The organism is Anaeroplasma bactoclasticum, assembly GCF_003550015.1.
Classification (GTDB): domain Bacteria; phylum Bacillota_I; class Bacilli_A; order Acholeplasmatales; family Anaeroplasmataceae; genus Anaeroplasma; species Anaeroplasma bactoclasticum.
In genome coordinates, this window is record NZ_QXEV01000019.1 from 1 (window position 1) to 24136 (window position 24136).

General features: G+C 32.7%; 22 protein-coding genes, 1 tRNA gene, 1 pseudogene and 2 other annotated features. Of the genes and pseudogenes, 20 read left to right on the forward strand and 4 right to left on the reverse strand.

From position 1 onward, the window contains the following. The 3 genes and pseudogenes from EI71_RS10195 to EI71_RS07275 all read left to right on the forward strand — a co-directional run. Positions 1 to 308: pseudogene (locus EI71_RS10195) on the forward strand (hypothetical protein); the annotation flags it as partial. Positions 309 to 554: 246 nt separating this feature from the next. Continuing rightward, the gene (locus EI71_RS07270; protein ID WP_119016594.1) at positions 555 to 935 is read left to right on the forward strand and encodes a hypothetical protein; all 381 of its coding nucleotides are present in this window, start codon (positions 555 to 557) and stop codon (positions 933 to 935) included. Positions 936 to 949: 14 nt separating this feature from the next. After that, positions 950 to 1918: an InlB B-repeat-containing protein gene (locus EI71_RS07275; RefSeq protein ID WP_119016595.1), complete on the forward strand. Its 969-nt coding sequence runs from the start codon at positions 950 to 952 to the stop codon at positions 1916 to 1918. A gap of 377 nt (positions 1919 to 2295) precedes the next feature. Here the strand turns inward: EI71_RS07275 and EI71_RS07280 are convergent, their stop codons facing one another. Further along, positions 2296 to 2664, reverse strand: coding sequence for a hypothetical protein (locus EI71_RS07280; protein WP_119016596.1), 369 nt, complete (start codon positions 2662 to 2664; stop codon positions 2296 to 2298). Between the two features lie 691 nt (positions 2665 to 3355). Here EI71_RS07280 and EI71_RS07285 point away from each other — a divergent pair. The 6 genes from EI71_RS07285 (at position 3356) to EI71_RS07305 (ending at position 7824) form a co-directional block, all read left to right on the forward strand. Continuing rightward, on the forward strand, positions 3356 to 4750 hold the full coding sequence (locus tag EI71_RS07285; protein WP_119016597.1) for an RNA-binding domain-containing protein: 1395 nt from the start codon (positions 3356 to 3358) through the stop codon (positions 4748 to 4750). Positions 4751 to 4753: 3 nt separating this feature from the next. Further along, complete coding sequence (locus tag EI71_RS10490; RefSeq protein WP_281268650.1) at positions 4754 to 4879, forward strand: hypothetical protein; 126 nt, start codon at positions 4754 to 4756, stop codon at positions 4877 to 4879. Then, a complete protein-coding gene (locus EI71_RS07290) occupies positions 4857 to 5687 on the forward strand; it encodes a hypothetical protein (protein ID WP_119016598.1) in 831 nt (276 codons plus the stop codon). The genes EI71_RS10490 and EI71_RS07290 overlap by 23 nt, the downstream gene beginning before the upstream one ends. A gap of 15 nt (positions 5688 to 5702) precedes the next feature. Further along, a complete protein-coding gene (locus tag EI71_RS07295) occupies positions 5703 to 6254 on the forward strand; it encodes an MBL fold metallo-hydrolase (protein ID WP_119016599.1) in 552 nt (183 codons plus the stop codon). Positions 6255 to 6343: 89 nt separating this feature from the next. Continuing rightward, positions 6344 to 7327: a DUF5677 domain-containing protein gene (locus EI71_RS07300; RefSeq protein ID WP_119016600.1), complete on the forward strand. Its 984-nt coding sequence runs from the start codon at positions 6344 to 6346 to the stop codon at positions 7325 to 7327. Next, positions 7315 to 7824 (forward strand): site-specific integrase, encoded by a 510-nt coding sequence (locus EI71_RS07305; RefSeq protein ID WP_162849863.1) that lies wholly within the window; start codon positions 7315 to 7317, stop codon positions 7822 to 7824. The genes EI71_RS07300 and EI71_RS07305 overlap by 13 nt, the downstream gene beginning before the upstream one ends. A gap of 42 nt (positions 7825 to 7866) precedes the next feature. Here EI71_RS07305 and EI71_RS07310 read toward each other — a convergent pair. Beyond that, positions 7867 to 7943: transfer RNA gene (locus EI71_RS07310), tRNA-Arg, on the reverse strand. Between the two features lie 610 nt (positions 7944 to 8553). Here EI71_RS07310 and iorA point away from each other — a divergent pair. The 10 genes from iorA (at position 8554) to EI71_RS07360 (ending at position 20745) form a co-directional block, all read left to right on the forward strand. Further along, the gene (gene iorA, locus EI71_RS07315; protein ID WP_119016602.1) at positions 8554 to 10293 is read left to right on the forward strand and encodes an indolepyruvate ferredoxin oxidoreductase subunit alpha; all 1740 of its coding nucleotides are present in this window, start codon (positions 8554 to 8556) and stop codon (positions 10291 to 10293) included. A 1-nt stretch (position 10294) separates the two neighbouring features. Further along, positions 10295 to 10858, forward strand: a complete 564-nt coding sequence (locus EI71_RS07320) for an indolepyruvate oxidoreductase subunit beta (protein WP_119016603.1) — start codon at positions 10295 to 10297, stop codon at positions 10856 to 10858. Positions 10859 to 10914: 56 nt separating this feature from the next. After that, positions 10915 to 11120, forward strand: a binding site (T-box leader). Positions 11121 to 11155: 35 nt separating this feature from the next. Next, the gene (locus tag EI71_RS07325) at positions 11156 to 12793 is read left to right on the forward strand and encodes a class I adenylate-forming enzyme family protein (protein WP_119016604.1); all 1638 of its coding nucleotides are present in this window, start codon (positions 11156 to 11158) and stop codon (positions 12791 to 12793) included. 11 nt (positions 12794 to 12804) lie between these two features. Then, complete coding sequence (locus EI71_RS07330; protein ID WP_119016605.1) at positions 12805 to 14400, forward strand: sodium:solute symporter family protein; 1596 nt, start codon at positions 12805 to 12807, stop codon at positions 14398 to 14400. Then, positions 14400 to 15236, forward strand: a complete 837-nt coding sequence (locus EI71_RS07335) for an amidohydrolase family protein (RefSeq protein ID WP_119016606.1) — start codon at positions 14400 to 14402, stop codon at positions 15234 to 15236. The genes EI71_RS07330 and EI71_RS07335 overlap by 1 nt, the downstream gene beginning before the upstream one ends. 597 nt (positions 15237 to 15833) lie before the next feature. Then, positions 15834 to 16256 (forward strand): 30S ribosomal protein S12, encoded by a 423-nt coding sequence (gene rpsL, locus EI71_RS07340; RefSeq protein ID WP_119016607.1) that lies wholly within the window; start codon positions 15834 to 15836, stop codon positions 16254 to 16256. Positions 16257 to 16309: 53 nt separating this feature from the next. Then, complete coding sequence (rpsG, locus tag EI71_RS07345) at positions 16310 to 16780, forward strand: 30S ribosomal protein S7 (RefSeq protein ID WP_119016608.1); 471 nt, start codon at positions 16310 to 16312, stop codon at positions 16778 to 16780. 23 nt (positions 16781 to 16803) lie between these two features. Then, positions 16804 to 18870: an elongation factor G gene (fusA, locus tag EI71_RS07350; protein WP_119016609.1), complete on the forward strand. Its 2067-nt coding sequence runs from the start codon at positions 16804 to 16806 to the stop codon at positions 18868 to 18870. A 128-nt stretch (positions 18871 to 18998) separates the two neighbouring features. Next, entirely contained in the window at positions 18999 to 20183 is a 1185-nt protein-coding gene (gene tuf, locus EI71_RS07355) for an elongation factor Tu (RefSeq protein WP_119016610.1), read from the forward strand. A gap of 115 nt (positions 20184 to 20298) precedes the next feature. Then, on the forward strand, positions 20299 to 20745 hold the full coding sequence (locus EI71_RS07360; protein WP_119016611.1) for a hypothetical protein: 447 nt from the start codon (positions 20299 to 20301) through the stop codon (positions 20743 to 20745). A 45-nt stretch (positions 20746 to 20790) separates the two neighbouring features. On the opposite strand, the gene EI71_RS07365 is transcribed toward EI71_RS07360, so the two are convergent. Further along, complete coding sequence (locus EI71_RS07365; protein WP_119016612.1) at positions 20791 to 21372, reverse strand: large conductance mechanosensitive channel protein MscL; 582 nt, start codon at positions 21370 to 21372, stop codon at positions 20791 to 20793. 98 nt (positions 21373 to 21470) lie between these two features. Next, positions 21471 to 22298 (reverse strand): lysophospholipid acyltransferase family protein, encoded by an 828-nt coding sequence (locus tag EI71_RS07370; protein ID WP_119016613.1) that lies wholly within the window; start codon positions 22296 to 22298, stop codon positions 21471 to 21473. 121 nt (positions 22299 to 22419) lie between these two features. Further along, positions 22420 to 22652 (forward strand) — a binding site (T-box leader). A gap of 35 nt (positions 22653 to 22687) precedes the next feature. On the opposite strand from EI71_RS07370, the gene trpE reads away from it, so the two are divergent. After that, positions 22688 to 24136 (forward strand): anthranilate synthase component I, encoded by a 1449-nt coding sequence (trpE, locus tag EI71_RS07375; protein WP_119016614.1) that lies wholly within the window; start codon positions 22688 to 22690, stop codon positions 24134 to 24136.

Genomic DNA, 24136 nt, shown 5'->3' on the forward strand with positions numbered 1-24136 from the left:
ATTCACATCAAGTATTAGTTAAAGAATTAGATTTAACAGAGGAATTTTGTAAATCATCTTATCAAGAATTCCTTTCTGAAGAAGAAAATCCATTAACCCCAATCAATAAAATACATTCCTACATGAAAAAGTTTATGAGAAATCATGAAGGGTTCTCAAGAGATGATATTCAAGATTGGATGAACTTAATTTCATTCATTATTAATGAGCCTGAAAATAGGTATGATAAATTAAAACTATTCTTAAAAATGGCTATTTCGACACCTAAAAAAGTGCGATTTAGGGATGTAATGTCAAAAAAAGGTTGATACTAAGCCATTTAGTACCAACCCTGTGCAAATTAGGAATTTTATTTATTAGAAAATTGTATATTATCTTTTATAACGACAAAGAGCCTAGGGTATTTAAAATGAAAAAGTATTGTTTTATTATTCTCTTTTAGATAGAATAAGATAGTATTTTAAAAGAAGATATATCCCAAGAGTAGAACAATTCTTGGGATTTTTTTCTGCTCGCACGAAAAACAATTTCTCTAGTGGAAAGGAGATAATTTTTTGGTATTGCCTGTTCGGAGCGAACAAGTTTATTATCAAAATAAGAGAAGAGCAATGAATGAAAAGACACTAGAGAAAGTTACAGGATTGAGTAGAAGACAAATCATAATGCTACAAAAAACTGTTATTCAACGTAAAAACAAAATAGTGGTTGGTATTAGCTATGACTATTCACCTGATGAAGTTGAAGAATTCATATTAGCGAAGTTCTTTAAGGATTGTGGATATACCTATTCTAGGATAAAAACAGAAATGGAAAATTATAGAAACAATAAAGCTGAAGTTCTAGATAGAATTATCGATGAAACACAAAATAGACTTAATGAGCTTAATAAACTAATAAAGCTAGCTAAAGATTTAAAAGAGAAAAACAATAAATAGAGGAGGATTTAAAAATGAAGAAGTTAAAATTATTTATTACATCAGTATTATTGGTATCATCATTCTCATTAGCAAGTTGCGATTTTCTAAGTGATGATGGTGGTAATGTAACCCCAAAAACAACAGAAAAAGACACCAGTACTAAGACAACAGAAGATAATACTAAGTATACTGTGACATTTGATTCAAAGGGAGGTTCTACTGTTTCATCTCAAGAAATTAAAAAAGGTGAACAAGTAACAAAACCCACTGATCCAACAAAGGATGGTTACACATTTGGCGGTTGGTATAGTGATTCATACTATATTAATGAATATAATTTTTCCAATAAGGTTACTAAGAATTTAACATTGTATGCTAGATGGAATGAAATACCTAAGACTGTAAAATACGATGTAGGTACACCACAAGTTACACAATGGACAGATAGCATTAATTCTAAATGGATTAAAGTAGCTGTGCCTATTACAAATACTGGTACGGCAGATGTATATCTTGATAATTGTTCAATCGATATCGAATCATCTACTGGTTCTCTATTAAAAACTATGACATATATCAATGGTTATCCTGAATACATAAAACCAGGTGAAACCGGATATTATTATGGGGAAACTACAGTAGACTTTAGTGAAACTAATGTAGTAGCAGTACCTAATGTGGAAGTTGAAAAAGCAACTAATGATGTAATTAGATATGATATTACTGATGTTACAATTAGCACTGATACTTATAATGGTGTCAAGGTTATGGGTAGAGTACAAAATAATACATCAGAAAAGGGTACAACAGTTAAAATAGCTGCCAATCTATTTGATGCTAATGGAAAACTAATTTGTAATTGTTTCACATATCTTGAAAACAATTTGAATGTAGGTTCCAAAGTTGGATTCACCATTACTCCATTTGCATATGATGATTTTACTCCATCTGATGTAGCAAGTTATGAAATATATGCATATCCAACACAATATAATTGGTAAAAATTTAATGATGAAGCCTAGAATAAAAAACAAAGCAGACGGTGTTAGCTTAAATCTATAATTCTTGATTATATTAATAGAAATGGATCAATTAATAGTAGAACAGCTCGTGAAATATTGCATTGTGAAAAAACATGGGCAGTTAAAATACTATCTGAGTTAGTAGATTCAGGATTAATAAAACGAGAAGGAAAAAGTGTATCAACAGTATATAAAAGCGTTCACTAAAATTAAAAAGCGTTCACAAAAGCGTTCAACTTAGTGGTCGCTTTTTTTACTAACTTCCCTAAAAACTCTAAAAGCGTTCACAAAAGCGTTCACTTAGTGGTCGCTTTTTCGACGTGGACTCTTTGAAAGGTTTGCTAATAAGTTGGAGATTAACTGATTTGATAAGAAAAAAATTTACTAATCGGAATCAACGTATATTTTAATCCATCAGGATACTTTTCTAAATATTCTTGATGTAGTATCATCATAGTCATATTTTTATGAGTCTTCATTTCATGATCAATCCATTCCATATCTGGTTCAGGGATATCTCTATATGGATTACTATTTGGATATATTAAATTTTTGAGTTCATCATCCTTCATTTCAATGGCTTTAGAATAAGTAATATCTAATGCCTTAGCCATTTTAAGTACATTACTTACAGCATCACGACTTTTTCCTACTGCCTTAGCAGTTTCCTTTTGTGATAAGCTTAACTTTTCATTAAGACTTAATATTTCTCTAATAAAATTCATCTCTAAACTCCTTGCCATAATAACACCTCGCAACTGATAATAATTTCAGTTTAAGATGTTAAATTTATTATGTCAATAAAGCCATCATAGGTGGCTTGGAATCGCCGAGATGACTGGCCTACAATTGCCGAGATTGGTAGCCTACATTAGCCGAAATACACAATTTAACGCAGATTTTAATGGGACTCTTTAAGCAATTTCATAATAATAAAAAACAGCTTCAGAACTAATAATTCTGAGGCTGTTTTAACGTCAAAATGGCAGTCCCAACCGGATTCGAACCGATCATTCCAACTTAGGATTAAAACAAATCCTGAAAAATATCGTTTTGTTTATCTAAACCATTACAAATCGTCCAGTTTGTTGCGATATTTCGTACAAAACGTCGATTTCATACAGTTTTTACAGTTCTTTGATATCATTTTGGTGGCGTTTTGGTGGCGAGCTTGTTGGTGGCGGCTTTTTTGCCCTGAAAAAATATCTTGGTGGCGAGTATATTTAGGATGTTGTTCGAGTCTCACCTGAACTGTATGCTTCTATTGAACGCTAAGTACAACTTATTTGATTATTTATTAAGTCGCTTATTTGGTCAACAATTTTTTGCATTATTGATCACAGAAAAATAAAGTATCACTATTGTTTTATTACCCACATTAATATATAATTTAATTAAGAATAAGTGGGTGATAAAATGGTTGATTTAAAAAAAGTAGTTAATGAGTGTTTAAGTTACGATGATGAACTTGAATGGGTAGAATATAAAGAAAATATGTTTGTTATTGATGATGTGGGTCAATATATTTCTGCACTTTCAAATAGTGCCGCAATTCTAGGTAAGCCTAATGCTTATATGATTTGGGGAATTGATAACAAATCGCATAATATTACAGGTACTGTTATTAATTATAATGCTGATAATAATGGAGAACCTATTCAACATTATTTAGCTAGGAAAATATCACCTAGCATTCCTTTTTATTTTGATGAAGCTATAGTAGGTGGAAAAAGAATTGTAGTTCTTACTATACCAGCAGCTAAGATAGTCCCAACTGATTTTGATGGTATTAGATATATAAGAATAGGATCTAGTAAAGAAAATCTAAAAAAATATCCGCAAAGAGAAGCATTCCTGTTTTCTGTTCTAACATTTGGCCTTCCAACAATTACCAATAAGGAATCTGAATATCAAGATTTGAGTTTCAATCAATTATTTACATATTATGCATCTAAAGGAATAACTTTAAATAAGAATAATTTTAAAACTAATCTTCATCTAATAACTAAGGATGGTAAATATAATATCATGGCTCAATTACTATCCGATAATTCATACGTGCCTATTAGAGTTGCTATATTTGATGGAAAAACTAAAGCTAGTAAGATGTATTCTGTAAAAGAGTTTGGGTATAAATGCTTATTATATTCGTTATATGAAGTATTAAATTATGGAGAAATATTGAATATTCCACAGGCCAAAGAAGATAATAGAATAATGGAACGTGAAGAAGTCATGCTATTTGATTATGATGTCTATAGAGAAGCAGTAATAAATGCATTCCTACATAATAAATGGGTTGATTTAAATGAACCTATGATTACTATTTATAATGATAGAATAGAAATATTATCTAGAGGGGAATTAGCACCACTTCAGACAATTAATGGTTTCTATAAAGGACATTCCATTCCTGTAAATGAAAAATTATCAGAATTGTTTTTACAATTACATATAAGTGAGAAAACAGGAAGAGGTATTCCTAAGATAATCGAAGTATATGGTAAAGAATCTATCGATATCTCTGATGACACTATATTAGTCACAATCCCATTTAATAGAGTTAACAAAGTGGGTGATAAAGTGGGTGATAAAGTGGGTGATAAAGTGGGCGATATAAATCTTAACATCTCTCAAATAAAAGTACTTGCTGAAATAAGAAATAATCCAAATATCACTAAACCAGAATTGATGGTAAAATGTGATTTAGGAAAAACTTCAATAGATAATATTATAGCTTTCCTAAGAAAAAATAGTATTATTGAGAGAGTTGGTTCTAACAAAACCGGTTATTGGAAGGTAATAAAGTAAGATATGAGTAATATAAAAGATATAACATTTAAGATAGAAGATAATAAATTCAATTATAGAGCATGTGCAATCATTATTAATGACAATAAGATTCTAGCATTAAAAGATGAAGTATCACCATATTATTAAGAAATTAAAAGATGATAATATCAAAGTTCAATTGGTTCAGCTGAAAGAGAATGTATCTTATTATGTTAATAAGAATAATAAGAACGTAGAATTTGATTATAGTTTACTATATTCTAATCAAGTTGATGTAACATTCTTATATCCTACATATTCTGAAAATGGTAATATTAAGAAATTCATAACTCAATATTATGAAGGAACAACTTCTTATATATCTAAAACAGTTAAATCATTTACTATTAATTCTAAGCAATTATTAAAGATAACTTATTCAGATAATTCAGTAGAAAGATTATTACTATTAAATGATAATACTGCAGTAGCGGCATCTAAAGATACGGATTATTCAAATAATCCTTATAATGGTAGCGTTGTAGGTAAGACATTTGAATATGTAACTACTGATTATACTTATAAGTATTACATTAAATCTGATTCTGAAATAGAAATAACAAGATATAAAGAAATAGCTTATTATAATATTGAGGGTACTGTAATAACTGGATTCAATAGAAATCTAGAAAAGGTAATAGGATATTTAGAAGGCTATGGTAATGGAAAAGATACTAAGCATGATGGTTCAAAAGGAACTGTTTATTTCCAATTAAATTCTAATTTATCATTAGATATATGGTATGAAGGATTTGGTTCTGCATACTGTAATGCATTTAATACTGTAACATTCCAAAATATTACAGGCTATTATATAAATGGTAAAAGAGATATTTATATTTATTTTAGAGGCGATAATGTAGATTACGTTATGCATTATGATACAAACAATATAATAACAATATCAAAAATATAAAATGGGGTGGTATGTATGATAATATTACAATACGGTCATACTAAAACATATTTCATTAATGGATTATTAATAGATACAGATTATGCAGGTACTATTAATCAATTCTTTAAATGTATTAAAGAGAACAATATTAATATAAATGATATCAAATATATTCTAGCAACACATTATCATCCAGATCATATAGGAATAGTACCTGAATTAATGAAATTAGGTATTAAATTAATAGTAATTGATATTCAAAAGGATTATATTCATTTTTCAGATAATATCTATAAAAAAGACAAATTACCTTTTGAACCTATAGATGAATCCAAGATAATAATATTACCTATTAATAAGGGAAGAGAATTTTTTAAATCATTAAATATTGATGGTGAAATAATATCAACTACATCACATAGTAATGATTCAATTACAATAATATTTGATAATGGTGATTGCATAATAGGTGATATAGAACCAGAATCATATATTGATATTTATAAAGGTAATAATAAATTAAAAGAAGATTGGGACAAGATTAATTCTTATAACCCTAAAAAAATATATTATTCACATCATTAATTACTTGCTCAAGAGTAGAAATACTTTTGGGCTTTTTCTTTTTATAATTTTTTACATATGATAAAATATAAAACGAGGAGGTCGATTCTATGAATAATATTCCACCTTTTGATCCAAAATTTATTGAGGAAATGAAAAAGCAAAATGATTTTATGATGGAATTTGCTGAAAAACAAAGACAAGCTGATAATAAAGTGTTAAAAAAATTATTTGCTGGAAAAATAAAGCAAAGTTTTCTAATTGAAATGAAAGAGAAAATCACTCATCGTCCTGATATGATGGATTTAGCGGTTAATCATTATGACGTGCTAAACTTTTCTCATGAATCAATGGTTTTAGGTAAAGATAATCTTGAATTAGATGTTTGTAAATTTATTACTATGTATCATTTCTTTAATACTTTGACTTTAGATGATGCCAAAAGAGCTTCATATCATGATGATGAAGAATATAAAAACAAATTATCAAATCAAGTTGTTGATGCAATAAAATTAAGAAATGCAGCTTTGATGTATAATGCTAAAGACTCTTTAGAAGCTTATTATCCTTTAACTTATTCATTATTTGCTTTAAATAATTTTCTTATAATAGAATTTGATAGATGCATGAAAGAAAGAAAATATCCTAAAATAAAAAATGCAATATTTAAAAGTCAAATGCAATTTAAAATGTTAAAAAAGATAAAGGCGATTCTTGTATTGGTAGATAATAATCTTATAGAAGAAGCTTTTAATCCATTAAGAAGTCTTTATGAACTATATATGATATATTTGACACTTGATAATTGTGATGCAAAGGTTGTTGAAAGATATTGTAGATATGTAGAATACCAATTTGAATATCAAAAAACTAATACAATTGCAAAAGAAGTTGAAGATAGTTTTAACAATTTAAAGAACAATGGTTCAAAAATAACTAAAATAGATTATTTGAATTTTGGATGGTTAGATTCTATATTAGGATATAATTATATAAATATTGATGAACGTAAGTATAGAATTGTTGATATTGCTAATTATCTTGATATGAAATATAAAAGCCAAATAGCCCTGAAATCCTTGTGGAGCAATTAATTAAATATCGTAAGTGGCAACAAGATTGGATAGAGTCATTAGGTGATTATTATAAAGATGATGATCAGGTGTTTTCACAATCCGATGGATCTAGAGTAACTACAGATATATTTAATAAATGGTTTAAGAAGGTGAGGGATAAAGCTGAACTTCCTGAAAAATTCACCTTATATAACCTAAGACATACAAACCTATCAATTCTAGTTGGATATGTACCTATTACAACAGTAGCTCAAAGAGCAGGACATTCCACAATTAAAACAACTGAAGAATATTACATTCATAGAGTAAGTGAAGCTGATATGCAAGCATCTCAGACATTGAATAATGTATTTAAAACTTCATTTGAAAACCAAACCAAGGGAAAGGAAGAAATTGAAATAGAAGAGTATAAACGCTCATTAGAAAAGATGAAGCAGCTTGGATTCAAAACATTAAAAGAATATTTTGAATATCTAAATTACATGAAATCAAAGGGATTTAATATCCCATTATAATGAAAAAATCATCCGTTTAATTGGATGATTTTATTGCTTTTATGGCGCAGATAAAAGGATTCTAACCTTCGACCTTCCCCTTAGGAGGGGGACGCTCTGTACAGCTGAGCTATATCTGCAAGTGTATAAATTATATATTAAATTTTAGTGTGATTCAATCCGTTCGAATCCAACTAAATGGCCGGAACTATGTCCACTCTGTTGGCAAAAGTGTTGGCAAGAGTACCTATATATACCCTAGTTCACATTCAACGCGCACCAAACCTAAGCAATAAAGCCACATTTAATATTTAGGAACCGGATGTAGCATTTTACTTAGGAGGTTATTGCTCCATCCAGCTGAGCTACGGGAACATATTAAATTATTAAGTGTATAGAAACAAAGTCTTGCAAGTACAATTTCTATACACTTATGGTGTCCAAAATGGTGCCCAAAGTGAATATAAATAAGCATTTTTAATCAAAAATGGCTTTGTTACATAGTATTACCCCGTATAACAATTAGTCTTAGGAGGGGGGTCTGTTATATCCGTTTAACTATCAGGGCAAATTGCAAGGCTAATTATATAATTAAAACAGTATAAAATCAAGTTTTAAAACATAATGAATAGAATTGTGTTTATTTCAAAACAATATTTTATAAATATAATGATTTATACTAAAAAAAGTAGGATTTTTGGATTTTCGTGATATAATTGACTTAATATTTATATTCCTAAGGGGGATTGTATGAAAAAATTATTAATTGGAAATGCTGCAGTAGCTAGAGGTGCATATGAGGCAGGCGTTACTGTGGTTTCATCTTATCCAGGAACTCCATCTACAGAGATTACTGAAAGTATGGTAGAGTATAAGGAAGTACAAGTAGAATGGGCTCCAAATGAAAAGGTTGCGGCTGAGGTATCTATTGGTGCGTCTATGGCAGGCGCAAGAGCCATGTCTTGTATGAAGCATGTAGGTATGAATGTAATGGCAGATCCATTATTTACGGTATCTTATATTGGAGTAAATGGTGGTTTGGTTTATTGTGTTGCGGATGACCCAGGAATGCATTCAAGTCAAAATGAACAGGATTCACGTCATTATGCTAAGTCATCTAAGGTTTTAATGGTAGAGCCTAGTGATTCAAAGGAATGTAAGGAATATACTAAGATAGCTTTTGAGTTATCTGAAGAATATGATGTTCCTGTTTTAGTTCGTCTATCTACTAGAGTATCTCATTCACAGGGATTAGTTGAGCTTGGGGATAGAATAGATTATAAGCTTAAGGATTATAACAAGAGTGTAGCAAAGAATGTAATGATGCCTGCCATGGCTATAAAGAAACATGTAGTAGTTGAGAATCGCCAGGCAAAACTTACAGAATATGCAAATACTACAGCTTTAAATATAGTAGAGAATAATGGCAAGAAGATTGGTGTAATCACTGCAGGTATTTCTTATATGTATTCTAAAGAGGCTTTAGGTAATGAAGTAGATTATTTAAAGCTAGGTATGGTATATCCACTACCTACAACTAAAATTATTGAATTTGCTAGGAACCATGATGTTATTTATGTAATTGAGGAATTAGATCCATTTATTGAAGAGCATGTAAGAGCACTTGGTATTACAAATGTAAAAGGAAAGAATGAATTCACATTACTTGGTGAATACACTCCTGCAATGATTAAAAAGGTTGTGCTTGGTATTGAACCAGTACCATTTAATAAAATAGAAGAGGAAATTCCAAATAGACCTCCAGTTATGTGTGCAGGATGTCCTCATAGAGGAACATTCTATACATTAAAGAAGCTAGGCTTAACAGTTTCTGGAGATATTGGATGCTATACCCTAGGTGCAACTAAGCCACTAGATTCCGTTGATTCAACAATTTGTATGGGTGCATCTGTATCTGCAGCCTTTGGTATGGCTAAGGCTAGAGGAAAGGAATTTACTAAAAAACTAGTATCTGTTATTGGAGACTCTACATTTATTCATTCTGGAATTACAGGATTAATTGATATTGTTTACAACAAAGGTATTAATACAGTAATTATTCTAGATAACTCTATTACTGGTATGACAGGACATCAACAAAATCCAACTACTGGTAAAACAATCTATTTAGAAGAAACTGTACCAGTAAATCTAATTACTCTTGCAGAGGCTGTTGGAGTTAAGAGCATCAGGGTTTGTGACCCATTTGATGTTAAAGCCTTTGAAGCAGTAGTAAAGGAAGAAGTTGCAAAAGATGAACCATCTGTAATTATTGCACAAAGACCTTGTGCATTATTAAAGGGTGTTAAATATACAGGTCACTGCAAGATTACAGATCAATGTAAGAAGTGTAAGCAGTGCTTAAAGCTTGGATGCCCTGCAATTTCTATGGTTGATGGAGTAGTTAAGATTGATGAGACACAATGTAATGGTTGTGGATTATGCATTAATGTTTGTCCATTCCATGCAATCGTAAAGGAGGAAGCATAATATGAACATTATGATTGTTGGCGTTGGTGGCCAAGGTACATTACTTGCTTCAAGGATTATTGGTAATGTTGTTGTTGATGCTGGTTATGATGTAAAACTATCTGAGGTTCATGGTATGAGCCAAAGAGGTGGTTCTGTTGTAACCTATGTTAAATATTCTGATAAGGTTTATTCTCCAATTGTAGATAAGGGAGAAGCAGATATCATTTTAGCATTTGAAATGCTAGAAGCATATCGTGCACTTCCATATTTAAAGATTGGTGGACATATTATTTCTAATACACAAGAAATTAATCCTATGCCAGTAATTACTGGTGCTATGGAATATCCTAAGGATATTGATAAGAAGCTAGCTAAGGTTGCAAACACTACATTTGTAGATGCTAAAAGCTTAGCAAAGGAAGCTGGTAATATTAAAGCAGTTAACGTTGTACTTTTAGGTGTTATGGCTAAGAAGATGGATATTTCTTATGACAAGTGGATTGAAGCTATAAAGACTACAGTTCCTGCAAAGCTTTTAGATGTAAATTTAAAGGCGTTTGAGCTAGGCTATAATTCAAAATAAATTCATACTTCAAATTGATTTTGAAAGTGGTCTATGCTAAAATAGAGAAAATATATTGAATTGCGTTGATAAAGAAGAAGTAATTATATTTCGGATTATAAGAGAGATAGCGGTAGGTGAAAGCTATTATGAAGAATATAATGAATACATCTTTGGAGCTTCCGCCCGATATGTAGGGTAGGACGGGTTCGACCGTTATATCGTTAATGAGGCTATTATTTAGCAAAATAAGGTGGTACCACGGTTATAAATCGTCCTTTGTTTAAGGACGATTTTTTATTTTGAAAGGGGAATATTATGACGATTATTGATTTTTTGGAAAATAATGCCAAAAACTATGGTGATGAGGAATGCTTAGTTGAAATCAATCCTCAAAAGAAGCCTGAAAGCTATCGTACCTGGAGAGAGTATAATCTTGTAGAGCCAGGATTAGCTAAAGAGGTTAGAAGAAGTATTACTTGGCGTGAATTTGATGATTTAGCTAATAAAACAGCAAATTTATTGTTAAGTAAGGGCATAAAGAAAAATGATAAGGTTGCAATTTTATTAATGAATTGCTTAGAATGGCTTCCTATTTATTTTGGTATTTTAAAAACAGGTGCTTTAGCTGTTCCTATGAATTATAGATATACAACAGATGAAATCAAGTATTGTCTAGATTTGGCAGACTGTAATTGTTTAATATTTGGTAATGAATTCATTGGAAGAGTTGAGCCTATTGCTGACCATACACCAATGGTAAAAACATTAATTTATGTTGGTGAAGGTAGTGTTCCTTTTGCAGATACATATTTAGAGATTATTGATTATTTCTCACCATTAAAGCATGAAATACCATTATCATCAGAAGATAATGCTGCAATCTATTTTTCATCAGGAACTACAGGATTTCCTAAAGCCATTAGACACTTGCATAAGGCATTAGTTCATTCCTGCAAGGTAGAACAAAATCATCATAGACAAACACATGATGATGTGTTCTTATGCATTCCACCTTTATATCATACTGGTGCTAAGATGCATTGGTTTGGTTCTTTATTATCTGGTTCTAAGGCAGTTCTTCTAAGAGGCATTAAGCCAGAATGGATTATGAATGCTATATCTGAAGAAAAATGTAGTATTGTATGGTTACTTGTACCATGGGCACAGGATATATTAGATTCTATTGATAGAGGAGACATTAAGCTTAGTGATTATACACTTAGTCAGTGGAGGCTAATGCATATTGGTGCACAGCCTGTACCACCTAGCTTAATTCAAAGGTGGAAGAAGGTATTCCCTAATCATCAATATGATACAAACTATGGACTTTCTGAATCCATTGGACCTGGCTGTGTACATTTAGGTATAGAAAATATTGACCATGTTGGAGCTATTGGAGTTCCAGGCTTTGGCTGGGAAGTTAAAATTATGGATGAAGATGGAAACGAAGTTACAAAGCCTGAAGAAGTCGGGGAGCTTTGTGTTAAGGGAGATGGTGTAATGGTTGAATATTACAAGAACCCTGAAGCAACAAAAGAATCCATAAGAGATGGATGGCTATATACAGGAGATATGGCTAAACGTGATAAGGATGGCTTCTATTATTTAGTTGATAGAAAAAAGGATGTTATTATCACTGGTGGTGAAAATATATATCCTGTTCAAATTGAAGATTATTTAAGAAAGCATGATAAGATTAAGGATGTTGCAGTAATCGGACTTCCAGATCAAAGATTAGGTGAGGTTACCTTGGCTATTATTGAGCTTAAGGAAGGATATTCCATGAGTGAAGATGAGGTAAATCAATTCTGTTTTGATTTACCAAGATATAAGCGTCCTAAAAAGATTATTTTCGCTAAGGTTTTAAGAAATGCTACTGGTAAGATTGAAAAGCCAAAATTAAGAGAATTATATTCTAAGGTTCGCTTAGTTGAAGCAGAAACTACAAGCTAGAGGTACGGATTATGGATTTAGCGATTAAGATTATATTTATTGTTTTATTCTTTGCAGTAACACTATATATTGGATATTACTGTAGAAGAAAGGCTACCACTAGCCAAGATTTCGTATTGGGTGGTAGAAATGTAGGACCATGGCTATCCGCATTTGCGTATGGAACATCCTATTTTAGTGCCGTAGTATTTATTGGCTATGCAGGATCCTTTGGCTATGCATTTGGTGTATCGGCATTTTGGATTGGTATTGGTAATGCACTTGTTGGTTCTTTCTTAGCCTGGGCAGTTTTAGGTAGAAAAACGAGAATTATGACACAGCATTTGAATTCATCTACAATGCCTGAATTCTTTGGTAAAAGATTTAATTCCAAACCACTTAAAATTGCTGCATCAATTATTATCTTTGTATTTTTAGTTCCATATACTGCAGCATTATATAATGGATTATCTTATTTATTCCAAGTATGCTTTAGTGATGCAGTACCTTATTGGGTATGGATTTTAATTATTTCTATAGCAACTGGAGCTTATGTAATTGTAGGTGGACTTATGTCTACTGCAATTAATTCAGCTATCCAAGGAGTTATTATGCTTATTGGTATTTCTTTAGTTGTTATATTCTCCTTACAGCTAAATGGTGGCTTAATGGGCTCTATGGAGGCTTTGGCTACTGGCGCAAATGGAGGATGGGTATTTGCATCCTTATTTGGCCCAGACCCAGTTCATTTATTCTTTGTTATTATATTAACCTCTTTAGGTTGCTGGGGATTACCACAAATGGTTGGTAAATTCTATTCTATTAAAAATGAAGGACAAATTAGAAAAGGCTCCATTATTTCTACAGTATTTGCGCTAGTTGTAGCTGGTGGATGCTATTTCTTAGGTGGATTTGGAAGAATATTTGCTGCCGAGAAATCTGCAACAATTATTCCGGAAATTGTATCTAAGCTAAATGTTGTCATTGTTGCTATTGTTATTGTTTTAGTTTTAGCAGCATCTATGTCTACTTTATCTGGTTTAGTTCATACAAGTGCTGCAACAGTTACATTTGATTTAATTGGTTCAAAAAAGGAAGTTTCTGAAGTTACAAAGATGAAGCTTTTAAAAATCTTTGTTGTATTCTTTATTGCTGTATCTGCAGCTCTTGCAGCCTTCCAAACCTATGGTCCAAAGGAATTAACTAAGGATATTGCTTCGTTAATGGGAATTTCTTGGGGTGCCATTTCTGGTGCATTTATTGGCCCATTCTTTTATGGTCTATATTGGAAGAAGACTACAAAGGCTTCTGTATGGGCATCCTTTATTGCTGGTGTAGTAATATCTATCGTAAGCTTAATATTATCTTTAACTGGTGCAAATTGTAAATTATCCGCAAATAACATCCTATGGTTTGATTTTGCAGATTCCATTTATATGGGAGTACTTGCAATGGTAGTAAGCTTTATTATTGTTCCTATAGCTTCTAAGTTTACACAAAAGCCAGAAAACGTAGATCAAATCTTTGCTTGCTATGAAAGAAAGGTTATCGTTCCTGAAGGAGAAGTATTAGTTGATTCGAAAGACAAGATAGCTGTAGAAGAAGTTAAGGAAGAGGCCTCTATATAATGATTATTGATTTTCATACACATGCCTTCCCAGATACAATTGCCAAAAAAGCAATTCCTATCTTAGAGGCTAATGGTAAGATTAAAGCTCATACCAATGGTACTATTTCGGATTTGATGGAAAAAAGTAAGAATGCTGGAATAGACTATTCTATTGTATTGCCTGTTGCTACAAGTGAAAAACAAGTAAAAAGTATTAATACCTTTGCAATAGAAGTAAATAATAATTATAAGGAAACTCATATTCTATCCTTTGGAGGATTACATCCGAATTATATAGATTATGAAGAAGAAATCATAAGATTAAAAGAATCAGGTATAAAGGGTATAAAATTACACCCTCAATACCAAGATACTTTTATAGATGATATAAAATATGTAAATATCATTGATAAAGCATTTGAATTTGGTTTAATTGTTATTTTACACGCAGGAATAGATATTGGTATTCCAACAGAGGTAAAGGTTACTCCAGATAGAGTATTAAAGCTTTTAAGCATGCTAAAGCATAAGGGTAAGCTTGTATTAGCCCATATGGGCTCTTGGCGCATGTGGGAAGAGGTATATGATAAGCTATTAGGGTTGGATATTTATATAGATACAGCCTTTAGCTTAGATTATGCTATACAGGATAATAAGAAGATACCTTTACTTACAAAAGAACAAGTAGAAGCATTTATCTTTAAGCATGGTTCTGATCATATATTATTTGGTACAGACTCTCCTTGGGCAGAGCAAAGGCCTTATATAGATTTCATAAATGGCTTAAATATAAGTGATATTGATAAGAAATCAATTTTAGGCGAAAATGCTTTAAAAATATTAAATATGGTATAGAACATTGAAAAACACATCGCTTTGATGTGTTTTTTGACTCCTTATGTATTCAAGAATTGCTTTTTTTCGTGTTATAATTGCTTAAAAGGATAGGAGGTGGTCTTATACAACAAAGTGTTGATGAAAAGAAAGAAATGAATAAAACAATAGCGAAAACCTGTTTAATTTCTAATATTGTTTATTTAGTGGCACATATTGCATATTTGATATGGATGTCGATTTATGGATTGAAGCTGCAGCTGCAAAGCTTTATGAAGGTAAAAGAGTGGTAAGAACAAACTTGTGATTTAATGCTAGGGTTAAAATAGACCCTGGCTTTTCTTTTTCTATGGTATACACAACATTCGGTGTTTCTTTTACATCAATTTGTTATAGTTTAATAAAAGAGTTACATTTTCAAAAATGGCTTAAGTAAGCCGTTTTTTATGTTACACAACATTCGGTGTTTCAAATTATCTCGAAAATAATCAAAAAAAATATCATTTTCTTGTTGACTTATAATTATAATTTGTTATAATTGAAACGCTGTCGTAAATTTGCCGAAATATCGGATTTATATATTACAGTATGTCATATTTGAAAGGAGAAAATCAATTTATGCCAACTATTGAACAGTTAGTACGTAATGGAAGAAATGACAAAATCTCTAAGTCTAAGTCTCCAAGCTTAGGTATTGGATTCAATACATTAGAGAAGAAGTACACAAAGGTTCCTTCACCTCAGAAGCGTGGAGTTTGTACCCGTGTTACTACTATGACACCTAAGAAGCCAAACTCTGCTTTAAGAAAGTATGCCAGAGTTCGTTTATCAAATGGTATCGAAGTTACAGCTTACATTCCAGGTGTAGGCCACAGCTTACAGGAGCACAGTACAGTACTTATCCGTGGTGGACGTGTTAAGGATTTACCAGGTGTACGTTACCATATCATCCGTGGTACATTAGATACTACAGGTGTTGCTAACAGAATGCAGGCTCGTTCTAAATACGGTGCTAAGAGACCTAAAGCAGGTAAGAAGTAAAAATTAATTTAAACTAAAAATATTGAAAGATCAAATCAAAGGAGGAAACGATCATGCCTCGTAAGGGACACATTGCAAAAAGAGACGTGCTTCCAGATCCAATTTACAATTCTAAGGTAGTTACTAGAACAATCAATGCAATTATGTTAGATGGTAAGAAGGGTACAGCACAGACAATTTTATATAGTGCATTCGACATTGTTAAAGAACAGACAGGTCAGGATCCACTTGAAGTATTCACAAAAGCATTAGAAAATATCAGCCCAGTTCTTGAAGTTAAGAGCCGTCGTATCGGTGGTCAGAACTATCAGGTACCTATCGAAGTTAGACCAGAAAGAAAGCAGACTTTAGCTTTAAGATGGTTAGTTAAGTATTCTCGTTTAAGAAGCGACAAGACTATGGACGTTAAGCTAGCTAAGGAAATTATGGATGCTGCAAACGGCTTAGGTGGAGCTTGCAAGAAGAGAGAAGAAATGCATAAGATGGCTGAAGCTAATAAGGCTTTCGCTCATTACCGTTGGTAATTTTATTTTAGGAGAAAACTACAATGGCAAGAGAATATACATTAGAAAATACTCGTAATATCGGTATCATGGCACACATCGATGCCGGTAAGACCACAACTACAGAGCGTATTCTATTCCATACTAAGAAGATTCATAAGATCGGTGAAACACACGATGGAGCTTCTCAGATGGACTGGATGGAGCAGGAAAAGGAAAGAGGTATCACTATCACTTCCGCTGCTACAACTGCTGTATGGAAGGGCTACAGAGTTAATATTATCGATACTCCAGGTCACGTAGACTTCACAGTTGAAGTTTCTCGTTCTCTAAGAGTATTAGACGGTGCTGTTACAGTGTTAGATGGTCAGGCTGGTGTTGAGCCACAGACTGAAACTGTATGGCGTCAGGCTACAGACTACAACGTACCAAGAATCGTATTCGTTAACAAGATGGATAAGATTGGTGCTGATTTCGAATATTCTGTAAACACAATTCATGACCGTTTAGGTGCATGTGCAGCTGCTATTCAGTGGCCAATTGGTGCAGAAGATCAGTTCCAGGGTTCTGTAGATTTACTAGAAATGAAGGCTTACGTTTATGACGGAGGTCCTGATGAAAATTATAAAGTAACAGATATTCCAGCTGATTTAGTTGATATTTGTGAAGAGAAGAGAGAAGTATTAATCGATACATTATCTCAGTTTGATGATGACTTAGCTATGGCTTATCTTGAAGGAGAGGAAATCTCTGTTGATGAGTTAAAGAGAGTTATCCGTAAGGCTACATTAGCTGTAGAATTCTTCCCAGTTCTATGCGGTTCTGCATTCAAGAACATGGGTGTTAAGAGAGTTCTAGACTATGTAATTGATTTCTTACCTTCTCCAGTTGATGTTGGAGCAATTAAGGGTGAGAATGCTGATGGTGTTGAAGAAGAAATTAGACCTACAGATGATGCTCCATTTGCAGCATTAGCCTTCAAGGTTATGACTGACCCATTCGTTGGTAAGTTAACATTCTTCCGTGTTTACCAGGGTACAACAGCTTCTGGTTCATACGTTATGAACACTACAAAGGGTGTAAAGGAAAGATTAGGTCGTATCATGCAGATGCATGCTAATCACCGTGAGGAGATTAAGGATGTTTATGCAGGTGATATCGCTGCAGCTATCGGTTTCAAGAATACAACTACAGGTGATACAATCACTGCAGAAAATTCTGATATCATTCTTGAAAAGATGGTATTCCCAGAACCAGTTATCTCTGTTGCAGTTGAGCCAAAGACTAAGGCTGACCAGGAGAAGATGGCTAACGCTTTAACTAAGCTAGCTGAAGAAGACCCAACATTCCGTAGATATACTGATCAGGAAACTGGTGAGACAATTATCTCTGGTATGGGTGAATTACACCTAGATATTATCGTTGACCGTATGAGAAGAGAGTTCCATGTTGAATGTAACGTTGGTGCTCCTCAGGTTTCTTACCGTGAAACAATCACTAAGGTTGGTGAGTGTGAAGGTAGACATATTAAGCAGTCCGGTGGTCATGGTCAGTATGGTCATGTTTGGATTCGTTTCGCACCTAACCCAGGCAAGGGCTACGAGTTCGTAGACTCTGTTGTTGGTGGTACAGTACCAAAGGAATTCATTCCATCCGTTGACAAGGGATTACAAGCAGCATTACCTAATGGTGTACTTGCTGGTTATCCATTAATCGACATCAAGGCTGAGTTATATGATGGTTCTTACCATGATGTAGACTCATCTGATGCAGCATTCCAGGTTGCAGCTTCCTTAGCAGTTAAGGCTATTAAGGACAAGTGTGCTCCAGTTATTCTAGAGCCAATCATGGAAGTAGACGTTACAATTCCTGAAGAATATGTTGGTAACGTTATTGGTGATTTAACTTCAAGAAGAGGTCGTCTTGATTCTCAGGAGAAGCGTGGAAATGGTATGAAGATCCGTGCTTATGTACCTCTTGCAGAAATGTTCGGTTACGCAACTGCCCTTCGTTCTAATACTCAGGGTCGTGGAAACTTCGTTATGCAGATGCATAATTATGAAGCTTGTCCAAGAAACATTATGGAAGAAATCATCAAGAAGAGAGCTTAATTATTATCTTTTAGATAAGTTAAGACATAATAAGTATTTAATATACTTGAAAACCCTAGCCGATTAGGGTAAAATATATATCGGTAAATTTTGAAAATAAAAACATACATTAAAGGAGAAAATTTAAAATGGCAAAGGAAAAATTTAACCGTACTAAACCACATGTAAATATTGGTACAATCGGACACGTTGACCATGGTAAAACTACTTTAACTGCTGCTATTACTACAGTTCTTTCTAAGAAGGGCTTAGCACAGGCAAAGGATTATGGTTCTATCGACGCTGCTCCAGAGGAAAGAGAAAGAGGTATTACTATCAATACTGCTCACGTTGAGTATGAGACTGAAAAGAGACACTATGCTCACGTTGACTGCCCAGGTCATGCCGACTACGTTAAGAACATGATCACTGGTGCTGCTCAGATGGATGGTTCTATCTTAGTTATCGCTGCAACAGATGGTCCTATGGCTCAGACTCGTGAGCACATCTTACTTGCTCGTCAGGTAGGTGTACCTTACATTGTAGTATTCTTAAATAAGTGTGATATGGTTGATGACGAAGAGTTAATCGACTTAGTTGAAATGGAAACTCGTGAATTATTAAGCGAGTATGGCTTCCCAGGAGATGACATTCCAGTTATCCGTGGTTCTGCACTTGGTGCACTAAATGGAGATCCAAAGTGGGTTGCTAAGGTTGAAGAGTTAATGAACACTGTTGATGAGTACATTCCTACTCCTGAACGTGACAACGCTAAGCCTTTCTTAATGCCTATCGAAGACGTATTCACAATCACAGGTCGTGGTACAGTAGTTACTGGACGTGTTGAGCGTGGTTCTGTTAAGGTTGGTGACACTGTTGAAATCGTTGGTATCAAGGATACTCAGACTTCTGTAGTTACAGGTGTTGAAATGTTCCGTAAGCTTCTTGACTATGCTGAAGCTGGTGACAACATCGGTGTATTATTAAGAGGTATCAACCGTGATCAGGTACAACGTGGTCAGGTATTAGCTAAGCCAAAGAGCGTAACTCCTCATTCTAAGTTCACTGCTCAGGTTTACGTATTAAGCAAGGACGAGGGTGGTCGTCATACACCATTCTTCTCTAACTATCGTCCTCAGTTCTATTTCCGTACAACAGACGTTACAGGTGTAATCACTTTAGCTGCTGGTACTGAAATGGTAATGCCTGGTGACAATACAGTTATGACTGTTGAATTAATTCACCACATTGCTATGGAGCAGGGTACTAAGTTCTCTATCCGTGAGGGTGGTAGAACAGTTGGTGCTGGTTCTGTAGTTGAAATTCTTGAATAATTAATTCAAAATAAAAAATTAGGAATCCAAAGGGTTTTGGATTCCTTTTTTTCCTGTTTTCTTGCGACTTTCTAGAATATAGTGTACAATAATAATTACACGAGGAGGGGATATTATGAACCCTAGATATTATACAGAGCACATTTTATTTCCAAAGGTCTACTATAAAGACCCAATAAAGGTAATCACAAAGCTTGTAACAGAAAAAGAAGAATATCTTTATGATTTTTATTTAGCATCCTATGAAACACAAAAGGAAGCATGCCCTTTCCGTGTTGAAGATTATAAGGTAAACACTTATCAAATTGAACAGGTAGAATTTATTGTTTTAACCTTACCTAATTATTTTATGGAACCTACCTTATGTCATAAAATAATTCTTGCATATTCCTTTAATATGGATTTGTATCAGTATTATACTCTAGAGGATGGTAATGACCCATTATTTGGCAAATATTTCCAGTTATGCGCATGGATGGAAGGTGTCCATATGAATTTTGGGGATTTTGAAGGAACAGACGAAGAATTGATTCAAAAGATATATCAAACAGTATTGTTATAGAGCAAAAGAAAAAGTCGTGAATTTCACGACTTTGTTTCTTTTCTATTAAGCTTCTTCAGGAGTCTGATCAGCAGCTTCAGCACCCTTAGCTTCCATCTTAGAAGCTAACTTTTCTTTTGCCTTAGCCTTAGCCTTTTCCTGAGCCTCTCTCATCTTATTGAATGCCTTAACGATTAAGAATAATACGAATGCAACAATTAAGAATGAAATAATAGCGTTGATGAATGTACCCCAGTCAATTACAGCTGACATATTGTAAGTGTAAGTTGTACCATGTAGAGTATACTTAGTAAGTAAAGCATTCTGCCATGTAGGGAATGATGCATCAGATACGTCAATAGTTGCTCCCTGATTTGCAGCAAAAGCCTTTGTAGCTTCTACAATCTCAGAAGCCTTGAAGGACTGCCCAATTCCTGCAACACCCTTTTGTGCTTCGTTTGCTGCAGGTAAAATTGTTACTAAGCCTTTTAAACCACCTGGAACAGCCCAAGTACAAACACTTAGTAAAATGTTTACTAATGCAGTAACGATTGCACTGAATGCACCACCGATTACAACACCGACAGCCATATCAAGAACATTACCACGAGCGATAAATGTCTTAAATTCACCGAAAAACTTTTTCATTTTCTTTTTATATCTCCTTTTAAAAATTTTGTAATTATATTATACCATTGTTTCTTTCTTTATTTCAATAAGCTTAAAGTCATAAAGTGATAAAAATTTTAATAATCTATTTTTTTACTATTATTATAAATAGAATCATAAATATTCTTCTTTATACCTGCAAGTTTAACAACCTCCATATGGCATTTTTTTGTTAACTCATATTTATCCTTATGATTCATATCTGGTATTATCGGAGATCCTATATTTATAGTTAATAAAGCTTCTTGTTTAAATATCTTTCTTCTTATAAAGCTAGGCCTTCTATAAGAAAATGCCATAGGAAGAATAGGCTTATTTGCCATATATGCAAGTTGAGCAACTCCCGTTTTAAAAGGTCTAATATAGCGATATAATTCCCACATGGAGCCTTCTGCATATACATGTAGCCATCCGCCATCCTCTAAAAACTTCTTTGTTTCTTTATACATTACCTTAGAAGCAGAAGGATCATTTTCTGGAATAGGAATACCACCTATATGATTTACCCACCAGCTTAAATCTCCTTTAACATTATTCTCCCACACTAAGACTTTAGGGTTAAATGGATCTATGGCATAGTTTACTGCCATAAAATCCCACATATGTATATGATTACAAATAGATATGGCACCTTCTTTTAAAAGCTTCTTATTATTTTTTATATTCTCCTTTCCAATGACTTTAAATCCAAGTCTTATTTTAACTAATAAATAGCCTATAGTAACTAATATAAGTCTTAGGAAGGATGAAACAAATAAAAAGCTTTTCTTTTTATTAATAAATGGATAGTTTTTATCTATTTTTATATCCTTTAATTTTTTAAATTTTAAATAGTGAGATGCAGTATCCATAGGATATGGATGTTTTTTTGACATGGGGTCAAAATCTACCAATCTTTTTTTCATATAATCACCCTTTTATTCATTTTATCATATTTTGAATAAGATTAATCTATTAAAAATCGTATTTTATTATACAAAATTATATATTTTGTCTTGACGTTTTTAAAAATGTAGTATAGAATTTAAGAAACCGTTGATTTGGAAGTTAGTCAATTAGCGCATTTATAGAGAGTAGGGGTTGGTGGAAGCCTTACATTAAGCGGAGTTGAAAGTGGGCCAAAGAGGGCGAAGATGAAATGTAGTAGTCTAAGCCGGGAGTTCCCGTTACAGAACTAGAATGTGATGGCATTCGATAGAGTGGCTTAATAATTTTAAGCAATTTAGGTGGTACCGCAGGTTTTTATGCTTGTCCTATAGTAGGACGAGCTTTTTTTATTTTAAGGAGGATTTATATGAAAGTTACACTAGAAGAAGTAAAAAAATATAAGGACTATGACATTGTTCCAGTATATGATGAGATATTTTCTGATTTCACAACACCATTAAATGCTTTAAGAAATATTAAAGAGATTAGTGATAGATTTTACTTACTAGAATCTGTAGATACCTCTAAATTCTCTAGATATTCTTATTTAGGCTATAACCCAGTATTAACTATATCAGCTAAGGATAATATGGTAAATATTTCAGGAAATTCCTATTATTCTTCCAAGCCTTTAGATGAAATAAAGAATTTATTAAAAAAATACAGAGCACCTAAAATTAAAGGCTTACCACCATTTTGTGGAGGTCTTGTTGGATATTTCGCTTATGATTCATATAAATACTTTGAGCCTAAATTAGAGCTTAAAAGTAAAGATGTCGCAGGATTTAAAGATTTTGAATTATATATGTATGATAAGGTTATTTGTTTTGATGCATTTAAACAAAAGATTATCATCATCGTAAATATTAAAACAGGAACTCATGTAGAACAAAATTATTTAGAAGCTCTAAATACTATAGAAGAAATAAAGAAGCTATTAAAAAAGAGTCCTAATTTAAAAGAAGAAAAAATTAAGATTATAGAAAAGCCTAAATCTATTGATGATGAAAAGGAATATGAAGAAAAGCTTTCAAAGATAAAAAAGCATATTTATGATGGTGATATATTCCAAGCCGTATTCTCAAGAAGATTTAAAGGAAAGATGGAAGGAAGCTTATTTGAAGCGTATAGAAATTTAAGAAGTATTAATCCATCACCTTATATGTATTATATGACATTTGATGATGGACTTGAAGTCGCAGGTGCATCTCCTGAAACATTATGCTCAAAAGAAAATAATTTAGTTATGACATATCCTATTGCAGGTACAAGACCAAGAGGAAAAACGGCATTAGAAGATGAAATGCTAGAAAAGGAATTACTTAAGGATAAAAAAGAGCTTGCAGAGCACAACATGCTTGTAGATTTAGGTAGAAATGATATTGGTAGAGTATCTAAGTTTGGATCTGTTAAAGTCTTAGAATATATGAAGATTTTAAGATTTAGTCATGTGATGCATATTGCATCTACAGTTGTAGGAGAGATTAAGGATAACAAAACAAGTGTAGATGCGCTGGAATCAATTTTACCTGCAGGAACATTATCTGGTGCTCCTAAATTAAGAGCTTGTCAAATTATAGATAGCCTAGAAAAGGAAAGAAGAGGCATATATGGTGGTGCTTTAGGATATATTGATTTTACAGACAATATGAATATGTGTATTGTAATAAGAACAATAATTAAAAAGAATGAAGATGTCTATTTACAGGCTGGTGGAGGAATTGTAATGGATTCTATCAGTAAGGCAGAGTATTTAGAAACGGAAAATAAAGCAATGGCAACATTTAAAACATTAGAAGCAATAGGAGGAAAATAA

Bases quoted from the DNA above. Each gene is read 5' to 3' on its own strand.
- EI71_RS07275 (WP_119016595.1), top strand. From the start codon at position 950: ATGAAGAAGTTAAAATTATTTATTACATCAGTATTATTGGTATCATCA.
- EI71_RS07280 (WP_119016596.1), bottom strand. From the start codon at position 2,664: ATGAATTTTATTAGAGAAATATTAAGTCTTAATGAAAAGTTAAGCTTA.
- EI71_RS07285 (WP_119016597.1), top strand. From the start codon at position 3,356: ATGGTTGATTTAAAAAAAGTAGTTAATGAGTGTTTAAGTTACGATGAT.
- EI71_RS10490 (WP_281268650.1), top strand. From the start codon at position 4,754: ATGAGTAATATAAAAGATATAACATTTAAGATAGAAGATAATAAATTC.
- EI71_RS07290 (WP_119016598.1), top strand. From the start codon at position 4,857: ATGAAGTATCACCATATTATTAAGAAATTAAAAGATGATAATATCAAA.
- EI71_RS07295 (WP_119016599.1), top strand. From the start codon at position 5,703: ATGATAATATTACAATACGGTCATACTAAAACATATTTCATTAATGGA.
- EI71_RS07300 (WP_119016600.1), top strand. From the start codon at position 6,344: ATGAATAATATTCCACCTTTTGATCCAAAATTTATTGAGGAAATGAAA.
- iorA (WP_119016602.1), top strand. From the start codon at position 8,554: ATGAAAAAATTATTAATTGGAAATGCTGCAGTAGCTAGAGGTGCATAT.
- EI71_RS07320 (WP_119016603.1), top strand. From the start codon at position 10,295: ATGAACATTATGATTGTTGGCGTTGGTGGCCAAGGTACATTACTTGCT.
- EI71_RS07325 (WP_119016604.1), top strand. From the start codon at position 11,156: ATGACGATTATTGATTTTTTGGAAAATAATGCCAAAAACTATGGTGAT.
- EI71_RS07330 (WP_119016605.1), top strand. From the start codon at position 12,805: ATGGATTTAGCGATTAAGATTATATTTATTGTTTTATTCTTTGCAGTA.
- EI71_RS07335 (WP_119016606.1), top strand. From the start codon at position 14,400: ATGATTATTGATTTTCATACACATGCCTTCCCAGATACAATTGCCAAA.
- rpsL (WP_119016607.1), top strand. From the start codon at position 15,834: ATGCCAACTATTGAACAGTTAGTACGTAATGGAAGAAATGACAAAATC.
- rpsG (WP_119016608.1), top strand. From the start codon at position 16,310: ATGCCTCGTAAGGGACACATTGCAAAAAGAGACGTGCTTCCAGATCCA.
- fusA (WP_119016609.1), top strand. From the start codon at position 16,804: ATGGCAAGAGAATATACATTAGAAAATACTCGTAATATCGGTATCATG.
- tuf (WP_119016610.1), top strand. From the start codon at position 18,999: ATGGCAAAGGAAAAATTTAACCGTACTAAACCACATGTAAATATTGGT.
- EI71_RS07360 (WP_119016611.1), top strand. From the start codon at position 20,299: ATGAACCCTAGATATTATACAGAGCACATTTTATTTCCAAAGGTCTAC.
- EI71_RS07365 (WP_119016612.1), bottom strand. From the start codon at position 21,372: ATGAAAAAGTTTTTCGGTGAATTTAAGACATTTATCGCTCGTGGTAAT.
- EI71_RS07370 (WP_119016613.1), bottom strand. From the start codon at position 22,298: ATGAAAAAAAGATTGGTAGATTTTGACCCCATGTCAAAAAAACATCCA.
- trpE (WP_119016614.1), top strand. From the start codon at position 22,688: ATGAAAGTTACACTAGAAGAAGTAAAAAAATATAAGGACTATGACATT.